14 protein-coding genes are annotated in these 17,809 nt (G+C 57.7%); 5 read left to right on the forward strand and 9 right to left on the reverse strand.

All coding sequences use genetic code 11. The features are described 5' to 3' along the window. The first annotated feature begins 108 nt into the window (after positions 1–108). Positions 109–1,284, forward strand: a complete 1,176-nt coding sequence (locus IGS16_RS08845; RefSeq protein ID WP_297085020.1) for a TRC40/GET3/ArsA family transport-energizing ATPase — start codon at positions 109–111, stop codon at positions 1,282–1,284. Positions 1,285–1,396: 112 nt separating this feature from the next. On the opposite strand, the gene IGS16_RS08850 is transcribed toward IGS16_RS08845, so the two are convergent. The 8 genes from IGS16_RS08850 to dnaN all read right to left on the reverse strand — a co-directional run bounded on the left by IGS16_RS08850 (position 1,397) and on the right by dnaN (position 12,172). After that, on the reverse strand, positions 1,397–2,764 hold the full coding sequence (locus IGS16_RS08850; RefSeq protein WP_297085021.1) for a Glu/Leu/Phe/Val dehydrogenase: 1,368 nt from the start codon (positions 2,762–2,764) through the stop codon (positions 1,397–1,399). Positions 2,765–2,893: 129 nt separating this feature from the next. Beyond that, a complete protein-coding gene (locus tag IGS16_RS08855) occupies positions 2,894–3,604 on the reverse strand; it encodes an HAD family phosphatase (RefSeq protein WP_297085022.1) in 711 nt (236 codons plus the stop codon). Positions 3,605–3,766: 162 nt separating this feature from the next. Next, complete coding sequence (locus IGS16_RS08860) at positions 3,767–4,663, reverse strand: class I SAM-dependent methyltransferase (protein ID WP_297085023.1); 897 nt, start codon at positions 4,661–4,663, stop codon at positions 3,767–3,769. A 143-nt stretch (positions 4,664–4,806) separates the two neighbouring features. After that, positions 4,807–6,000, reverse strand: coding sequence for a DUF3419 family protein (locus IGS16_RS08865; RefSeq protein ID WP_297085024.1), 1,194 nt, complete (start codon positions 5,998–6,000; stop codon positions 4,807–4,809). Further along, complete coding sequence (locus IGS16_RS08870; RefSeq protein ID WP_297085025.1) at positions 5,994–8,540, reverse strand: PEP/pyruvate-binding domain-containing protein; 2,547 nt, start codon at positions 8,538–8,540, stop codon at positions 5,994–5,996. Before IGS16_RS08870 ends, IGS16_RS08865 begins: the two co-directional genes overlap by 7 nt. 265 nt (positions 8,541–8,805) lie before the next feature. Then, the gene (locus IGS16_RS08875) at positions 8,806–9,702 is read right to left on the reverse strand and encodes a UbiA family prenyltransferase (RefSeq protein WP_297085026.1); all 897 of its coding nucleotides are present in this window, start codon (positions 9,700–9,702) and stop codon (positions 8,806–8,808) included. A gap of 15 nt (positions 9,703–9,717) precedes the next feature. Continuing rightward, positions 9,718–10,578 (reverse strand): DUF72 domain-containing protein, encoded by an 861-nt coding sequence (locus tag IGS16_RS08880; RefSeq protein WP_297085027.1) that lies wholly within the window; start codon positions 10,576–10,578, stop codon positions 9,718–9,720. Between the two features lie 442 nt (positions 10,579–11,020). Further along, positions 11,021–12,172, reverse strand: a complete 1,152-nt coding sequence (gene dnaN, locus IGS16_RS08885) for a DNA polymerase III subunit beta (protein WP_297085028.1) — start codon at positions 12,170–12,172, stop codon at positions 11,021–11,023. Positions 12,173–12,937: 765 nt separating this feature from the next. Here dnaN and IGS16_RS08890 point away from each other — a divergent pair. The 4 genes from IGS16_RS08890 to IGS16_RS08905 all read left to right on the forward strand — a co-directional run bounded on the left by IGS16_RS08890 (position 12,938) and on the right by IGS16_RS08905 (position 17,325). Next, positions 12,938–14,764, forward strand: coding sequence for a PAS domain S-box protein (locus tag IGS16_RS08890; RefSeq protein ID WP_297085029.1), 1,827 nt, complete (start codon positions 12,938–12,940; stop codon positions 14,762–14,764). Positions 14,765–14,841: 77 nt separating this feature from the next. Continuing rightward, on the forward strand, positions 14,842–15,141 hold the full coding sequence (gene clpS, locus IGS16_RS08895) for an ATP-dependent Clp protease adapter ClpS (RefSeq protein ID WP_225894776.1): 300 nt from the start codon (positions 14,842–14,844) through the stop codon (positions 15,139–15,141). A 303-nt stretch (positions 15,142–15,444) separates the two neighbouring features. Next, positions 15,445–15,954, forward strand: a complete 510-nt coding sequence (locus IGS16_RS08900; protein WP_068510631.1) for an inorganic diphosphatase — start codon at positions 15,445–15,447, stop codon at positions 15,952–15,954. 234 nt (positions 15,955–16,188) lie between these two features. Beyond that, positions 16,189–17,325 carry a spermidine/putrescine ABC transporter substrate-binding protein gene (locus IGS16_RS08905; protein WP_297085030.1) on the forward strand — a complete coding sequence of 379 codons (1,137 nt, stop codon included), beginning with the start codon at positions 16,189–16,191 and terminating at the stop codon, positions 17,323–17,325. 54 nt (positions 17,326–17,379) lie between these two features. Here IGS16_RS08905 and IGS16_RS08910 read toward each other — a convergent pair whose 3' ends face one another. Continuing rightward, on the reverse strand, positions 17,380–17,688 hold the full coding sequence (locus IGS16_RS08910; RefSeq protein ID WP_297085031.1) for a hypothetical protein: 309 nt from the start codon (positions 17,686–17,688) through the stop codon (positions 17,380–17,382). Between the last annotated feature and the right edge of the window lie 121 nt (positions 17,689–17,809).

Below are 17,809 nucleotides of genomic sequence, written 5' to 3' on the forward strand. Positions count from 1 at the left end.
CGCCCTACTGACCGACTCGCTCCAATCCCGCACCAAACGCCCCATCTGCCTGCAAAACCCGATACATTAGAGGGATGTAACCATTCTTCACGAAATCGCTGGGCACTCATGCGCGTAATCTTAATGACCGGAAAGGGCGGTGTTGGCAAAACTTCGGTGGCTGCCGCAACAGGCTTGCGGTGTGCAGAACTGGGCTACCGCACCCTAGTGCTCAGCACTGATCCCGCCCACTCCCTGGCCGACAGTTTTGACATAGAGCTGGGGCACGACCCGCGCTCGGTCAAGCCAAACCTCTGGGGCGCAGAGCTAGACGCGCTGATGGAGCTAGAGGGCAACTGGGGAGCTGTGAAGCGCTACATTACACAGGTTCTCCAGGCGCGGGGATTGGAAGGCGTGGAGGCAGAAGAACTGGCGATTCTCCCTGGCATGGACGAAATCTTCAGCCTGGTGCGGATGAAGCGCCACTATGACGAAGGCGATTTCGATGTCCTGATTATCGACTCTGCACCAACGGGTACAGCCCTGCGGCTGCTGAGTCTGCCGGAGGTAGCGGGCTGGTATATGCGCCGATTCTACAAGCCACTGCAAGCGGTGTCTGCGGCGCTGCGGCCCCTAGTAGAGCCGCTGTTTCGTCCGGTCGCAGGCTTTTCCCTGCCCAACCAGGAAGTGATGGACGCGCCCTACGAGTTTTATCAGCAGATCGAAGCCCTGGAAAAGGTGCTGACCGACAACACGCAGACCTCAGTGCGTCTGGTTACGAATCCCGAAAAGATGGTGATCAAGGAATCCCTGCGGGCCCATGCGTACCTCAGCCTCTATAACGTGGCAACCGACATGGTGGTGGCCAACCGCATCATCCCCAATGAGGTGAGTGATCCCTTCTTTCAGCGCTGGAAGGAGAATCAGCAGCAATATCGCCAGGAAATTCACGAAAACTTTCACCCGCTGCCCGTGAAAGAAGTGCCGCTCTATTCTGAGGAACTTTGCGGACTGGCGGCGCTGGAGCGATTGAAGGAAACGCTCTATGCCGACGAAGACCCGGCCCAGGTCTATTACAAAGAGACGACGATGCGCGTGGTGCAAGAGCAAAACCAATACAGCCTGGAGCTTTACTTACCCGGCATTCCCAAAGACAAGATCGAACTCAGCAAGTCGGCCGATGAGCTAAACGTCCGCATTGGTAACCATCGCCGAAATCTGGTGCTGCCCCAGGCCCTAGCGGCGCTGCAACCCGCCGGAGCCAAGATGGAAGAGGATTACCTGAAAATCCGCTTTGCTAGCTAGCTGCAAAACAACTAGCCACGAAAGAGACCCTATAGAGCGACAGCCATTTTACATAGCCACTTTACAGGGTCTGATTTTGGTTTGGGAAACAAGAGGCCTGGCTCCTGTCAACCTAGCTCACATAAAAGTCCCGCGTGCCCTTTGCGCGGATGGCATCGTCGAGCCGGTTTAGCGCGTGGACATAGGCGGCGGTGCGGAGGTCGATGTCTCGCTCTTGGGCGATCGCCCAGATGTGCTCCGTCTCCTGCTTCATGGCAAACTCTAGCCGATGGTTCACCTTGTCGGCCGACCAGTAGAAGCCGTTACGGTTTTGCACCCACTCGAAATAGCTCACCGTTACGCCGCCTGCGTTCACCAGAATATCGGGAAACACCTGGATGCCACGATTTTCCAGAATCGCATCGGCATCGGAGGTAACGGGGCCGTTGGCGACCTCGAAGATGTAGCGGGCCTGAATGCGGCTGGCGTTTTCAGCGGTAATCTGATTTTCTAGCGCCGCAGGCACCAGCACATCCACATCCAGTTCCAACAACTGCTCATTGGTAATGATGGAATGCTCCTGGTCGTTGCAAACGCTGCCTTCGCAGTAGATCGCCTTAAGCCTGCGGCTCGATTCCTTGATTTGTCGCACGCTGGGAATGTCGAGGCCCTGTGAAGCATACACGCCGCCCTGAGAATCGCTGACGGCAACGACTTTGTAGCCTGCTTTGTAGAGCAATTCTGCAATAATTGACCCGGCATTGCCAAAGCCCTGCACCGCAACGGTGGTATTTTCGGGCGATTTGCCCAGACGCGGCAGAACGGTTTGCATTACGAAAAATGCACCCATTGCGGTGGCCGACTCGCGCCCTTGGCTGCCGCCCATTGTGATTGGCTTGCCCGTCACCACCGCAGGCGTAATCTTGCGCTGAATGATGCTGTATTGATCCATCATCCAGCCCATCACCATTGGGTTGGTGTAGACATCGGGGGCGGGGATGTCGATGTCGGGGCCAATAAAGTCGGCGATCGCATCTACATAGCCCCGCGTCAGCCGCTCTAGTTCAAACTTCGACAGTTCCTTGGGGTTGAGCGTGATGCCACCCTTTGCGCCACCAAAAGGCAGGTTTAGCACGGCGCACTTAAAGGTCATCCAAAACGCCAGCGACTGCACCTCGTCCAGCGTCACGCCAGGGTGATAGCGCACACCCCCCTTGGTGGGGCCACGGCTGTCGTCGTAGCGCACGCGATAGCCCTGAAAGATTCTCAACGAGCCGTCATCCATCCGCACGGGAATCGACACCACCAAGCTGGACTTGGGATAGCGCAGCCGCTCTGCAACATCTTCATTGATCGAGACATATCTCAGCGCCTTTTCCAGTCGTCGATTGGCATCCGACAGCGTGCTGTGGGCGGCTCCATCGAGGAGACTCTTGCCTGCTTTGCCGTTGAGGGCGTGGGTGGCAGAGTCTGCTGCGGCGTTGGACAGCAAGTTAACCATAAACCTCTCCTTTTGGGACGGGCAGTAAGGGAATTGAAGCGATCGCCCTGTCCGCATCTGTTTCTATAATGCCTAATAAACGGTATATTTCGCTACTTTTTAATATTTCAACAAGATTGGTAGCGCATCTTAGGCCGCAGCCGATTGCGAGAAGACCCGCCGCACATAATCCAAATCCAGGTCATTAAAGTAGTCGATCGCCCAGTTGGCGTGGCGCTGCATCATATGGAACGGGTAGGTGTTGGCGATGCCGACCACCTGAATCCCTGCGCGTTTGGCCGCTTCAATGCCTGCAAACGTGTCTTCAATAGCGAGACATTCCGACGGTTGCAGATTGAGTCCGGGAATGGCTTCGTTCAGCCGCTGCACGCCCAGCAGGTAGCCGTCTGGCTCTGGCTTGCTAGTAGGGATCTCGTCGCCCGCCACGATCACTTTGAAATAGTCTGCCAGATTGAGCCGTGACAGTACGGTTTCGATTTCTGCCCGCACAGCTCCGCTGACGATCGCCATTGGCAGTTGCGCCGCCCGAATTTGAAAGATCAGATCCTCCAGCCCCGGATAGCTGGGCAGCTTTTCAATTTCCTGAATCTGCAACTGGTAATAGCGCGACTTGCGGGCCACCAGTTCATCCAGGTACGTATCGGTGACGATGCGCCCGCGCCGCGACAGCAGTTCTCGAATGCAAGCGCGATCGCTCCGTCCCACACAGACTTCCCGATACTCTTCGGGCTTTGGGCGCAGATTCTCTTCCACCAGCAGCTTTTCGAGCAGCCGTTGGTGCAGCGGTTCGTCGTTGATAATGACACCGTTGAAGTCGAAGAGAATCGCGCGGAGAGACATGGAGGGAGAGGGGGGTGGGGAAAGAGGGAAGAACGAAGAGGGAAGAGGGAAGAAGGAAGAACGAAGAGAGAAGAAGGAAGAGGTGGCGTTTTTCGTTTTTCGTTCTTCGTTTTTCGTTCTTCGTTTTTAGTTTTTTCCGTCACTTCTTCTCACATCATCTCATCATCCCTTGGCCGCCTCGCCGCGCCAATTCCATGCCCACTGGCGATCGCCCTCGCTCAGCGGCGTGGCAAACTCCACCGAGCGCACCTGCTGTCCTGGCAATGGTTTTACACCCTGCGTAATTTGGTGAATCACCCACAGGCTGTCGGTTTGCACCGCGCCAAACCCGGCCTTGCCCATCCAGGCATCGACGCTGCCTGCGGCGTAGGCTTTGATGTAGGGTTCTTCAAAAATTTCGGTGAGCCACTCGGTCTGGCGAATCACGCCCTGGTTGCCATCCAGCACCAGCACCTGCCCGCCCACGGTCAGCAGGCGGAAGGCTTCCCGCAGGATGGCTTGGGCGACTTCCGGCGGCGTTTCGTGAAACAGGAGCGTGGCCGTGACCAGATCGACGCTGGCATCGGGAAAGCCCGTCTGCTCGGCATTTTGATGGACAAACTGGATATCGAGGCAATCGCCCTTCGCCTTATCCTCTGCCACCGCCAGCATATAGGGCGACAGATCTAGCCCGACCACCTCTGCCTGGGGGAACGCTCGCTTCAGCATCCGCGTTGAGGTGCCCGTGCCGCAGCCCAGATCTAGAATCCGACGGGGATTACCCTGCACCCGCTCTAGCAGCGCCTTGCGAACCCAGGTTTCATTCGGCGGCAGTGCGTATTGCGTAATCGGGTCGTAGGACAGCGCCGCTTCCAGGCTGAGATAGCCACCCTCGATGCTATGAAAATTTTGGCTGCTGTAATAGCTGGGGTATTCTACTGCTGGGTTGCGGAGGCGATCGCTCTCTTGCTGCCAATCGCGGCTCTGGTAATAGCGCAGAATCGCGTCCCGGTCGATTAGGAAGGTTTTGACGACCGGAGCCAGAAATCGCTCAAAAATGGTGTCATTGCGGACAGGCATAGGGCGATCGCGCCTCGAACGCGCCTCCAAGAGTTGAGTGCAGTCGTTTCGATCTCTCGTTTGTAACAAATTGTTATATCAGGATTGTAACCCGATTCTACGGGTCAACAAGCAGGCTCCAGCAACCTTGCAAGCCTCTGGAACTAGCAGATTTCCTCGACCACGAAAGCACTGTAGAAAAAGGCTTTGTCTTGGCGGTGCAGGGCTTCGGCCAGTTCGGGCAGCGGGCGCAACTGGTCGGCCATTCCTTCTGGGCGGCTCCGGGGAGCCAACATATTCCAATACACCAGGCGGCCGCCCGGTTTGCCCACCTGCACCAGCCGATGCAGCAGGTGGTAATAGTTGGGCAGCGACAGATACTCGAAAATGTCGCTTAGGTTAAAGCGGCTAATCGATGCGTGGGGCAGGCGCTTCAGATAAGCTTCTACCGAACAGCAGTGCCACTCCAGCCGATGCAGGTTGGCGCGAATCGTGTCGAAGTGTTCGGGCTGAAGCGCCACAGGCAGCGCCGTCAGATGTTGCCCCGTTAGAATCCACTGCAAATAGGGATTTTCGGCGGGATCGAGCTGGGTGAGGGCATAGCGAGTGCGGTCGAGGATGCGGCTGGCCACATCGCCGTCTACATACTTAAAGAAGCTGGGGTCGCGCCCCATCCGCCCCATCACCAACCGCGAAAAGAAAATCCGAAACATCAGCCGCCAACGCCAAGTGTCCCACTCGCGTCGATAAAACCGCTCGCACTGCTCCGGCGGGCCACCCTCGAGCAGCCGCATCACCTGGCGGCGGGAGTGAACCAGCGGCAGCACGCGACGGCGAAACAGGTCGAAATAGCGCTCGAACTTGCCTGCATGACCAATGCCCCGCTCAATCTCGGCTGGATGGGTATCCCAGAAGTAGCACACGTCTGGCGAAAGCTGGCTGCGGCAGCGCTGGTAAAGTTCCGGTCGGTTGCGCCCCGGACGCGAGCCAATCAGCACAAGCAGTTCCTCGTACTCTAGCTCACGGTAGGCCGCGACCCGCAGTTCCAAACAGGCCAACTGCGCTGGGCTGAGGTCGAGAGCGATGACTCGCGCCGGGTCTTGGGTCAGCATGGCCAGGGCATTGTCTCCCGCAGAGGCGATCGCCAGACAGGTGTCGCCGGGGCGGATATCCAGCGCCTCCAGTAAAATTTCGGCATCTTCCCAGCACTGGGCGTAGCGGATATAGGAAAAGTCGGCCTGTCGCTGCACCTCTGAGGCAGTCTGGGGCGGTGGAGCCTGCGGTATGGTCTTTCGGGGCGCATGGCCACTCAAATCGCCCGTCGGTTCCCCGGTTTCATCGTCTACGTTACTCAACATACGCCTGCGCCCTCCTGAGACGCTTCGACGGCCACAACCCGCAAAATGGTTCCCGTGCTGCCGTCCATTTCCACCCAGTCGCCCGTTTGCAGCGCCGTGGTCACGCCCGGAATCGACACGATTGCCGGAATGCCCATCTCCCGCGCCACGATCGCCGCGTGGGACAGCAGACTGCCCCTTTCTACCAATACGCCCGCCGCCGCCGGAAACAGCATGATCCAGCCCGGATCGGTGCGCTCGGCCACCAGGATGCTGCCCGGTTTTAGCACGGCGGTTTTGGGGTCGGTAATGACCTGCACCGGAGCGCGGACGCGGCCGGGGCAACAGCCCAGTCCTTGCAGAGTGCTGGCGTTTTGCGGTTGTGGAGAACTGGCGGGTTGGGGAGTTGGCAACTGGAGGCGATCGCCCGGTGGAGGCAATTCTCGGTAGCGGTCAAATTCGGCGCGGCGGACGCGCACCAGTCCCTTTAGGTCGTGGCAGGTGGCCGTGCCGTCGAGCTTGCCCAAGAGCTCCTCTAGCTCCAGATAAAAGACATCGCGGGGATTGTCCAGCCAGCCCTCGGCATAAAAGCGGCGACCCAGTTCCACGGCGATGCGCCGCACCCGCCCAAACACGCGAGTCCGCTCGAAGCGCAAATTTTCGCGATCGCGCACCCGTGCCCTGGCATTCTGAAGCACCCAGTGGAAGAGGAGCCGCCTCAGGGGAGCAGACTGGAGAGACTGCTGAACCTGAGCTTCGGCGCGATGGCGCAAGGAGGGCTGGGGGACTGGGGCGATTGGCTCCATGTCGCCGGATGCTTGCCCCCTGACGGCTGCCAAACTGCCCACAGAGCGCAGGAGCATCAGCGGATCGTCCTGCAATGTAGGGCTTTCGAGCTTCAGTTCTTCCAGACAGCGATCGCCAAATTTTGCCAGGTAATCCTCGTATTGCGCCTGAAATATGGGGAAGGCGGGTAGCTCAACCCGAATTTCCCAGAGGGAACCCCGTTGCAGCAACTCGACAAGGGCAGGCGACTGGGCGGCGGTGTGGGCCATCTGCTGGATGCGGCGGGCGGGTTCGGCGCTAACCATACCGCCTTCGCCGCTGATCAGGTCGTTTTGCAGGGTTCCGGCAGCGTCTCCACACCAGGCAGCGGTGAGCTTTCGCAGCACGCCGTAGAAGATCATGGCGAAGAAGTCGTTCACAAGGGGCGCATCCCAGCGGGTCAAAAGCTGGCGCTCTAGGTCGTAGTAGTGGGCGACGAGTTCTTCGGCACTGCGGGTGTCTAGCGAGGCAGCGGGCAGGCTGAGGGCTGCATCCAGACGAGTATAAAATCGGCGAATTTGATCCGGTAAGGTCAGATAATTTTTCACCAGACCCAGCAGCGTTTTGACCAGACGCAGGCTATCGCGGATCTTATCCTGGGCAGTGGCCTGCTGGAGCGTGGCGAGGACATCGGCAGGAAGCTCCTCCTTTACGCCCATCATCTGTTCCATAAAGCGGCGATTCACCTGGAATCCGGGCAGCAGCGCCAGCACGCGATACCAGTTCAGCAGGTTGTAGTAAATCCGCCCCTGCACCAGCCCCAGCAGACAGCGGAAGGTGGAGTCCTGCTGGGCGATCGCCCCTTCTGCAACGCCCATCATCCGGCAAAATTCTCGATACACCGCTTCGTAGGCGCGACGGGCAAAGGAAAAGGTGAGCGGCGTGGTGATGCCGCCATAGCTTTCGGCGATATTGCTGTTGTCCCAAATGACCAGGCGATCGTCGGGGTCGGGCTGGCCGCGCAGGGTGGTGATAGGGCGCGATTGCAGCAGGTAAAGCCGGCCCTGGGCGATCGCCCATTCGATATCCTGCGGGCAGGCAAAGTGGCGCTCGGCGCGGCGGGCAAGCTGGGCAATGTCGCGCACCTGAGCCGGAGTCAGCACTGGGTTTGCGGGGTCCTGCGGTTGGGCGGAGAGAATTTCGCCATCCCGATTCACCGTCCAGGTGTCTGCATCCGACTCGCCAGAGACCAGTTTTTCGCCCACGCCCCGCACTGCCGACACCACCGCCACGCCTCGCTGATGGGTGATGGGGTTGGCACTGAAGGCGACACCCGCCACTTCTGCACTGACCATGCGCTGCACCAGCACGGCCGGCGGCGGGGGTGGTTCCGTTAGCCCATGCTCGCGGCGATAGGCCAGCAGGCGATCGCTCGTCGCCGATTGCCACACCTGCACAATGCGATCGCCCACCTGCTCCGGCGGCACAAACAAATAGCTCTCTAGCTGCCCTGCAAACGACAGCGTTGCGCCATCCTCCTCCACCGCCGACGAGCGCACGGCCACGGGTTCCCCCTGGGGACACAAGCGGGCGATCGCCGCCCCCAGTTCTGCCGTCGCCGCCTCGGTCAGCGCGACTCCCTGCCCCGCCGTGAACGCTGCCGGCGACACCACAAACCAGTCGGGAATCGGAAACTCGCCCGTTGCGGAATACTGCAAATCGTAGAGCGATCGCGCCTTGCCGCCGAGTTGATCAGGCAGGAGGTCGGGGTCAGCGGAAAAGAGAATAAAAGACATAAGGGAGGGGGAGAGGAAAAAATGGAAGAACGAAAACCGAAAAACGAAAAACGAAAAATGGGTTAGTGTCCTTAGTTTTTCGCCACCTCGATCTGGCAATCGCTGAAACCCTTACAGCATGGTTGCTCTTGATTGGTCATTTTGAGGGTGGCGAATAAATCGGGACACTAACGAAAATGGAATCTCTTCGTTCTTCGTTCTTCGTTCTTCATTCTTCGTTCTTCGTTCTTCCTTCATTCTTCTCTCTTCCCCCCTCCACCACTCCCTACCGCACCCAGAACGGCACCAGACCCAGAATCAGGCACACGCCCAGCACCCAAAAGCCCGTCACGCCCTGAAAGGCATCGGCCCAGGCGGGAACAGGGCGGGCAAGGAAGCGCCAGGGAGCGACCATCGCCAGGGTGAGCAGGGGCAGCACGGCCAGAACCCCCAGGGGCAGGATGCCGACGGCGCGGGCGGCCATGAGCGTGGCGATCGCCATCAGCCAGATCACCGTCAGCCAGGCGATCGCGGCTCGCTGCACCCCCCACAGCGCCGTGTAGGTTTCCACACCGGGTTCTTCGTCCTGGGGAGCGCGAATTTTGCGGCCGATTTCGATGGCCAGACTAATGAAATAGCTGACCCCGCAAAACCAGAGCATTCGCCAGTCGGGTGCAGCCTGGGCGATCGCCCAATCACACGCCATCGCAAACCCCGCCATCAGCGGCAAAATCACCGCGTGGGACAGCAGATAGGCCACGGGCCGCGCCTTCAGCCAGCGCGGGGCAAAAAACTCGCGGGTCATCAGCCCCAGATATGCCCACACCAGTCCTAGCATTCCCACCAGCGATCGCCCGACAGCGAGTGACAGTCCCAATTGCAGCACACCTGCGGCGATCGCCACCCAACCCAACTCCGTCAGCGTCACCAACCCGCGCGGCACGGGGCGATAGGGGCGAAACTGGCGATCGGTGTCAGCATCTTTGAACTCATCCGCGACGCGCAATTGCAGGAAGAACAGAAACAGGCAGGGAAAGGCGATCGCCCATGCAACCACTGGAAACGCCGCCGCGCCCCGCACCAGCGCCCCATAGCCCACTGCCCCCGCCGCAAACGCCGCAATCAGCAGCCCGTTGGTCAACAAGGGAAAGCGTTCTTTTTGGTAAGTCCACCAGCGGTTCATGGCAAAACAGGCTCATCAAAACAAACTCAACTGCTGCGGTTCTTCGGGCGGTTGGGCGATCGCATCCCAGGGCAGGGGTGGCACAGGTGCGCCCGCCTGCTCTAGCCAATACTGAAACTGTCTGGCGTTGCGGGGAGAATGTTCCTCTACAGGGCAATGGATAAATAAGTAAACTCGTTTATTGGCTTGCAGCCATGCGGTGATTTGCCGCGCCCAGTCTTGAAAATAAGGTTCGTTAAAGTCGAGACTGGGATGGCTGATGTAGCGAATCAGCGCCGTATCAGTGGTGAGGGTTTTGTGGAGCGGGACGCGGGGTTTCTTGCGCTCCGACTCAATCTGGGGGTCATCTGGGCAGTCGTAAATCGGGCGCGTGTCGAGTAAGACGCGGCTCGTGTGGTAGTCCGCCAGCAGATACGTTAACTCGATAGCATTGACCTCTCGAAACCAGTCCAGATGGCGGACTTCAACGGCTAGTTCGGCGCGGTCGTGGGGCCAGCCCGCCAGAAATGTCCGCAGGTCGTCTTGCTGGGCAGGGCCATAGCTGGGCGGCAGTTGAAGAAACATCGGGCCGAGGCGATCGCCCAGCCCTGCCATGCGATCCAAAAAGGCGATCGCCGCTGGCAGATGCGGAGCCAGCAAGCCCTGATGCGACACATCGCGCGGCAGCTTAGGGCAAAAGTGAAACCCCGCAGGCGTGTCCATTACCCAACGCTGCACGGTCTGCTCGTCGGGCGTGGAATAAAAGGTGGTGTTGCCTTCCACGGTTGTAAACCGCTGCCCATAAAGCCGCAAAAAATCCGCCGACCGACTCCCGTGGGGATACAGTCCGCCCACCCAGGCCTTATATGCCCAAATCGCACAGCCAATCCGAAACATAGCGAAACCGCAGGGGTTGCGAGTAGGTTAAGTATTCAGAACAGTATTTCAGAGCAGTATTCAAGAATAAGACGACCCTCTGCTTTTTAACGCTAGCATCTGATTTGGACAGAATGAGCGATCGCCCCACTTCATCTCGCTCGCTACATCTTTAGCGCTGCTTTTGGCGATCGCCCCTCATTTCCCTGCAAAATGCAAACCCCTTGGATACGACCAATTGAGCAACTTTTTTTCAAGTCGTCTTTCAAGTCCTCAGCCAAGCTGGGATGAACTCATAGGCACTGGTTCCCAAAAGGAGGATAGACAATAGACATCCAAAGCGCTTACCATGCAAAGGCTTCAGACAATTTTGACCCCAGACTGCGAAATGTTCGTCCGCAAGGGCTTTGCGAGGTTCATCCCCCATTAGCGGTTCATTGCTACAGACGGCGCTGGAGGTATTTCAACTCCGGATTTGAATCGGCATCACCAGGTAGGTCATTTTCAATCCCCCCAGCGGAGTTAGAATCGCCGGACTCGTCGCAGTGTTGCACTGCATCTGCACCTCACTCGTGTTCATCACCCTCAGCCCTTCCAGCAGATAGCGGACGTTGAAGGCAATATCTAAACTATCACCAGAGATCTGAGATGGAAGCGCCTCGCGACCGCTACCCACGTCTGGCGCATCGACAGAAATGACCACTTCTTGCCCTGCTGTGTCCAGGCTAAATTTCACGATGTTGTTTTTCTTGTCGGCCAGTACGGAAATACGCTCCAGCGCCCCAATCAGCAGCTTGCGCTCGACGGTCATCTGGCGCGAAAACTGACGAGGAATCAACTGGCGATAGTTGGGATACTGCCCTTCCAGCAGACGACTGGTGAGGCGCTGATTGTCCCACTGAAACAGCAGTTGCCCCTGGTCAAACCGGAGGGCGATCGCCTCTCCTGCTGGGTGCAGTTGCAGCATCCGCTCCAGTTCCCGCAGCGCCTTTCCGGGAACCGTGACATCAAACGCCGTTTCAGCCTCACCGTCTGCAACTCCGTCTGCTGCGTCCGACTTCACGGTATTCACCACCGATAGCCGGTGCCCATCCGTCGCCGCAAATTCCATCTCACTGGCCGCCACCGCCACATGCACCCCCGTCAGCACTTGCTTGGTTTCGTCTGTGCTGGCCGCAAACAGCGCCCCCCTTAGCCCATCGAGCAATTGCTCCACAGGCAGATAGACCGCTTCTCCCGTCTCCACCGTCGGCAATTCTGGATACTCGGTCGCGTCGAGGCCCTGCACCTGGTAGCGTCCCAGCGCCGAGGTCAGCGTGGCCAGACTGCTGTCTGCCTCCGTACTGAGGGTGATTTCCTCGTTGGGCAGGCGCGATACGATGTCACTCAGAAGCTTGGCGGGTAGCGTCAGCAGCCCCCCCTCTTCCACCTGCGCCGAAAAACTTGTCTGCACACCCAAACTCAGATCAAACCCTGTCAGGCTGATTTCCTGCTTGTCTTCGTCTGCGTGCATCAGCACGTTTGCTAGCACCGGATGACTTGGGTTTGAGGGCACAGCACGGCTCACCAACGACAAGTGGGCATTGAGTTCGCTCTGTGGGCAGATAAATTTCATGGCGGGAACCAAAAAGAACTCAGCGGGCGGGTTTGCAGAGCAGTGAACTGGGGAACCCTACGGTTGAAGCGCCAGTTGACAGCCGATCTCCAAAAGGGTTGGAACGTCATCCTAGCACCGTTGCCCGTCAGGTTTAAACTGGGCAACCAAGTGGGCAAACAGGCTATCTTTTTGAGCGGGTTCGGAAAATTCTTTAAAGATGGAGAGGATAGTAGTAGGGGCTGTGGAAAGTGTGGAAAAAATTGGGGATCATAGGCCGACTCGCGATCAGAATCTGATCTCACCTGTGGAAAACTTGTGGAAAACGCCAGTCTTTTTCCACAGCATCCTTGGGATTCCCAGACTTTTCCACGATCGAAACCCGCTTTCCACGATCGTTTCAACAGGTTTTCCACAGATATTCACAGGTTTTCCACAGGTCGAGGGCGGTAAGTTTTTCCCTTTCTTTAGAATCCTTTTAAGCACGGTTGGAAAACTTTGAAAAAATTGACCTGCTTCCGGGAAACCTGAGTTAGATTCAGGCTTACGCACTTGCGATAAGTTTGCTGGGTTTTGGATGATTTCTCGCGGGCCGCGCCCGCGAGAAATCATCCAACCGCGTAAGTCCTAGATTATTGGGGGTGTTCCAAGCCGGACACCAGTGGCAAAAGGGTGTAAGCATTAGGGGTAAGTGTTGTCCGTTGGGTTCGACCCGCAATCAGGACTCGATTTCCCTCGACGCGACTTAACAGATTTGCATGACGACCGCATTCTAGAACCTAAGCCGTGTCAAACTTGCCTGAGCCTATTTCTACGTCTCGGTTGCACCCAGATGCCGACAGGCTGTCTGATTTGGGTGTTGCTTCCGATGCCGTGCTGCGGGAGCAGGAGCAGTTTCTCCGCAGCATCTATGAGGGTGTGAACTTCTCGGTGTTTGTGTGCGACGTGCGAGAGAATGGCGACCTGTACGTGGCAGGGTGGAACCCCATCAGCGAGATGGATGTGGGCAAGCGCTCGGTGGATGTGGTCGGCAAGACGCTGGAGGAGGTGTTTGGCCCGGAGCAGGGCGGCGAGATTGCCCAGCGGTTTCGCACCTGCGTTGAACGGGCAGATGTGTATACCTATGAGGAACTGCGGGTTTTTCAGGGGAAGGAACGCTGGTTTTTAACGACGCTGAATCCGCTGAAGGATTGCAAAGGGCGCGTGTATCGGCTGGTGGGCACGGCGATGGACATCACCGATCGCCGCTTGGCGGAGGCGGCGCAGCGGGAAAGCGAGGAGCGGTTTCGGCTGGTGGCCGAGCGCACGGGCCAGTTGATTTATGATTGCGACTTTCAGACGGGGCAGATTCTCTGGGCGGGGGCGATCGCCAGCATCACCGGGCACAGCCCCGAAGTGTTCCACCAATTTGGCTTTGAAGGCTGGAAAGAGCGGGTGCATCCCGATGATTTGCCTGCTGTGCTGTCGCGGCTCGAGCGATCGCTGCAACTGCGGCTGCCCTACCAAGTGGAGGAATATCGCTTTCGCAAAGCAGACGGCAGCTATATCTACGTAGAAGACAACGGCGCGTTTGTGGAGAACGAGGCGGGTGAGGTCTACCGCATGGTGGGTACGATTAGCGACATCACCGAGCGAAAGCAGGCCCAAGTGAAACTGCAACAGTCGGAAACGGAGCTGCGGCAAAAGACCCAGGATTTGCAAAACACGCTGATCGAACTACAGCGCACCCAGAGCCAGATGATTCAAAACGAAAAAATGTCGAGTCTGGGGCAATTGGTAGCGGGTGTGGCGCATGAAATTAACAACCCGGTGAACTTTATTTATGGCAACCTCACCTACGCCAGCCAATACATCCGGGAACTGCTAGACATCATCCATCTCTATCGGCAGCAGTATCCCGAACCGCATTCCACGATTCAGGAACAAGCGGAAAAAGTGGATCTGGATTTTCTGATGCAGGATTTGCCGAAGCTGCTAGCCTCCATGAAGGTGGGGGCAGATCGCATTCAAAAAATTGTCGCGTCGCTGCGGACGTTTTCTCGGATGGACGAAGCCGAGATGAAGGCGGTGAACTTGCACGATGGGATCGACAGCACGCTGATGATTTTGCAAAATCGGCTAAAGCCGCGCCCCGTGCCGGGAACTAACGGAGAACAATCTGTGGCGATCGCCATTGAAAAAGACTATGGCGATCTGCCCGAAATCGAGTGCTACGCAGGCCAGCTCAACCAAGTGTTTATGAACCTGCTGAGCAATGCGGTGGATGCGCTGGAAGAGGAACTGGAGCGGCGACCGGGGTTTGAGCCGAAAATTTTGATTCGGACGCAGCGGGTGGGCGCAGATCGGGTGTGTGTGGCGATCGCCGACAATGGCCCCGGCATTCCGCCAGCCGTTCAGCAGCGGCTATTTGACCCGTTTTTTACCACGAAGCCCGTCGGCAAGGGAACGGGGCTGGGGCTGGCGATTAGCTATCAGGTGGTGGTCGAAAAGCACGGTGGCGAACTGCGCTGTCTCTCGGCCCCCGGCGAAGGCACGACCTTTGAAATCGAGATTCCCCTCGTTTCGAGTCCAAGCCCAGAGTCTACCCAAAATTCGGGGCCCCAGGTAGACTAGGAAAGGGAAATATTACATCTTGCTTAATGTAGAGCTTAGCTGCAAGTTTTATGCTGATGACTGCCTCTTTCGCACCGATGGCGATGGCTGCTGCGCCCACGATCGCCCCCGATAAGACAAGTCAGACAGTCCGCAAGCCCTATCCAAACTATAAGGTCATCGTGCTAAACGACGACTTCAATACCTTTCAGCATGTGGCCGAGTGCCTGATGAAGTATATTCCGGGCATGTCGGGCGATCGCGCCTGGGATTTGACCAATCAGGTTCACTACGAAGGGCAGGCCACAGTCTGGGTGGGGCCGCAAGAGCAAGCCGAACTCTATCACCAGCAGCTTCGCCGCGAAGGGCTGACGATGGCTCCCCTGGAAGCGGCATAGGCGAGTGACTGAATGCCTGAATATCCTGTTGCTTTCTGCCGGTACTCCGGCAATAAGCCTTGCAATTTCTCAGCGTGGCCACGTCTTCCCCTAAAATGCTATTCGGGGAGCGGATGCTGGGTCAATGCATCCTGTAAGCCGCTTTCGTGCAGGTAAAGAGTAAAGTGGGAACCGAAAGCAGGTCTATCGAACTAAGCCAGGCTGATTCTTCGTTCCCGATTTCTATCGCGTCAGCGTGGCGGGGCGATCGCCCTAGCGCCTGACCCCTGCAATAACCTGAACCCTTGCGCTGGAGAAAGAACAGTGGATTTATCGCGTATTCCCCCTCAGCCAAAGCCCGGCCTCATCAACGTGCTGATCGAGATTCCGGCGGGCAGCAAAAACAAGTACGAGTTTGACAAGGACATGAACGCCTTCGCGCTGGATCGGGTGCTGTACGCCTCGGTGCAATATCCCTACGACTATGGCTTTGTGCCCAACACGCTGGCGGACGATGGCGACCCGCTGGACGGCATGGTGATCATGGATCAGCCCACGTTCCCCGGCTGCGTGATTGCGGCGCGGCCGATTGGGATGCTGGAAATGGTAGATGGGGGCGATCGCGACGAGAAGATCCTCTGCGTGCCCGACAAAGATCCCCGCTATGCAGGGGTCAAGTCCCTGGCAGACATTGCGCCCCATCGCCTGGACGAAATCGCCGAATTCTTCCGCACCTACAAGAACCTGGAGAAAAAGGTGACGGAAATTTTGGGCTGGAAGGATGTTGATCAAGTGCTGCCGCTGGTCGAGCAGTGCGTCGCGGCTTACAAATAGCCTGAAGACGACCCGCTCAACGACCCACTGAGGAATGGGCCAAGGGCGATCGCCCTGGTGCATCAATCTTATGCAGTAACCCGTCTGGAGTTCATGCTCTGGGCGGGTTTTGTCCTTGGGGCTGCACCAAGGCTGAACCTGGTTTGCAACGCCTGATTGCGTCAATCGGCTGCAAGTGTTGTAATCTATTCCCCAATAGTGAAACCTTGCCCCCGCCCCAAAATAGTTGTGCTCATGACCTCCAGCCGCTTTTCCCGCACCACGCGCCGTCGCTTTTTGCAATTTTCTGCTGCTGCCATTTCGGGTGTTGCCCTGAGCAACTGCGGCCGCAGCCCGTCGGGGTCTGGTGCGGCTCCGGGCGCTGCACCCGCTGCTAATAGCAACCCCGCCAGCCCCGCCGCTGGCCCCCTGCACATTTACACCTGGGCCGACTATTCCAGTCCCGCGCTCTACCAGCGGTTTCAGGAGAAAACGGGCATCGAGGTGATTGCCGATGTGTATGACGGCAATGAAGTCATGCTGGCCAAGATGCAGGCCGGCGGCGGCAGTCAGTACAGCATTTTGTATCCGTCGGACTATATGGTGCGGCAGATGATCGAATTGGAAATGCTGACCAAGATCGATCAGTCACGGCTGCCAGGGCTGGCAAACTTGCGCGATCGCTGGCAAGACCCGCTCTACGATCCCAAAAACGTCCACAGCGTCCCCGTAAGCTGGGGCACGACCGGGTTTATCTACAACAGTAACGTACTCAATCCGGGCCCCGAAGATTGGGACTATCTCTGGGAAAATAAGGATAAGCTAGCCCGCAAGATGACGCTGCTCGACGACCCGCGAGAAACGATGGGCGCAGTGCTAAAGTCGCTCGGTTATTCCTACAATTCCACAAATCTAGCCGAGTTGCAGGAAGCCTATCAAAAGCTGCAAGAGCTAAAGCCTGCGGTGCGGGCGTTTGAGTCGTTTGGGTGGGAAGATCGGCTGATCGCGGGCGATCTGGTGCTGTGCATGACTTACTCGATCTTGGGAAATGCGCTACCCGCCGAACATCCCGAATTGAAGTACGTGATTCCCAAGAGCGGCACCTCAGTTTGGACGGATACGATGGTAATTCCCACGACTGCGCCGAATGTGGACGCGGCTTATGAGTGGATGAACTTCATGCTCGATCCCGAAACGGCGGCGTTTGCCTCCAGCGAACTGAAGTTTGCCACGCCCAACCAGAAGGCGTTTGACCTACTGCCTGCGGAACTTCGGTCTAATACGAACCTATACCCCGACGACGCAATGATGGCAACGTTTGAAGGTATCAAAGATTTGGGCGCAGACAATGAGCAGTATGACAAGCTGTGGACCCAGTTGAAAGCGAGTTAGGGTTCAGTTCAGGCTTCGGACACGTTGGGCTGCGCCCGAAGCCTGAATCTTGATCTACTGCCGATATCGCTCCTCCAGCCAGATCCGCACTTCAGCTTCCGAGGCAAAGGTGGCGGAGCGGTTGCTGGTGGGATCGTAGACGTGCCAGACAATGTTGCCAGCGCGATCGCCCGTTTGCCAGACACGGGGTTCGGGTGCGCCGCCAAAGCGGTTGAGGACTGCTTCAATCCGCTGGCCCAGGGCCCGCATTTTCTGCAACCGAGTCGTTGGGGTGGGGCGCTCCAGGCTGTCGAGGCTGTCGAGGCTGTCGATATCAATTAAATCCAGGCAGGGCTGATTCAAGGATTCGGATGGGCTAAGCATGGCAGAGTCTCCAGGGGATGGTGGGTTGGAAAGGGTTGTCTGGATCGCAGATGCTCCCACTCTAGGCAGCGCCACCCAGAGGATCAAAAATTTATATGAATGCAATTCATGAATGCAATTC

Source organism: Thermoleptolyngbya sp. C42_A2020_037 (assembly GCF_015272455.1).
Lineage (GTDB): Bacteria > Cyanobacteriota > Cyanobacteriia > Elainellales > Elainellaceae > Thermoleptolyngbya.

Bases quoted from the DNA above. Each gene is read 5' to 3' on its own strand.
- IGS16_RS08845 (WP_297085020.1), top strand. From the start codon at position 109: ATGCGCGTAATCTTAATGACCGGAAAGGGCGGTGTTGGCAAAACTTCG.
- IGS16_RS08850 (WP_297085021.1), bottom strand. From the start codon at position 2,764: ATGGTTAACTTGCTGTCCAACGCCGCAGCAGACTCTGCCACCCACGCC.
- IGS16_RS08855 (WP_297085022.1), bottom strand. From the start codon at position 3,604: ATGTCTCTCCGCGCGATTCTCTTCGACTTCAACGGTGTCATTATCAAC.
- IGS16_RS08860 (WP_297085023.1), bottom strand. From the start codon at position 4,663: ATGCCTGTCCGCAATGACACCATTTTTGAGCGATTTCTGGCTCCGGTC.
- IGS16_RS08865 (WP_297085024.1), bottom strand. From the start codon at position 6,000: ATGTTGAGTAACGTAGACGATGAAACCGGGGAACCGACGGGCGATTTG.
- IGS16_RS08870 (WP_297085025.1), bottom strand. From the start codon at position 8,540: ATGTCTTTTATTCTCTTTTCCGCTGACCCCGACCTCCTGCCTGATCAA.
- IGS16_RS08875 (WP_297085026.1), bottom strand. From the start codon at position 9,702: ATGAACCGCTGGTGGACTTACCAAAAAGAACGCTTTCCCTTGTTGACC.
- IGS16_RS08880 (WP_297085027.1), bottom strand. From the start codon at position 10,578: ATGTTTCGGATTGGCTGTGCGATTTGGGCATATAAGGCCTGGGTGGGC.
- dnaN (WP_297085028.1), bottom strand. From the start codon at position 12,172: ATGAAATTTATCTGCCCACAGAGCGAACTCAATGCCCACTTGTCGTTG.
- clpS (WP_225894776.1), top strand. From the start codon at position 14,842: ATGGCGATGGCTGCTGCGCCCACGATCGCCCCCGATAAGACAAGTCAG.
- IGS16_RS08905 (WP_297085030.1), top strand. From the start codon at position 16,189: ATGACCTCCAGCCGCTTTTCCCGCACCACGCGCCGTCGCTTTTTGCAA.
- IGS16_RS08910 (WP_297085031.1), bottom strand. From the start codon at position 17,688: ATGCTTAGCCCATCCGAATCCTTGAATCAGCCCTGCCTGGATTTAATT.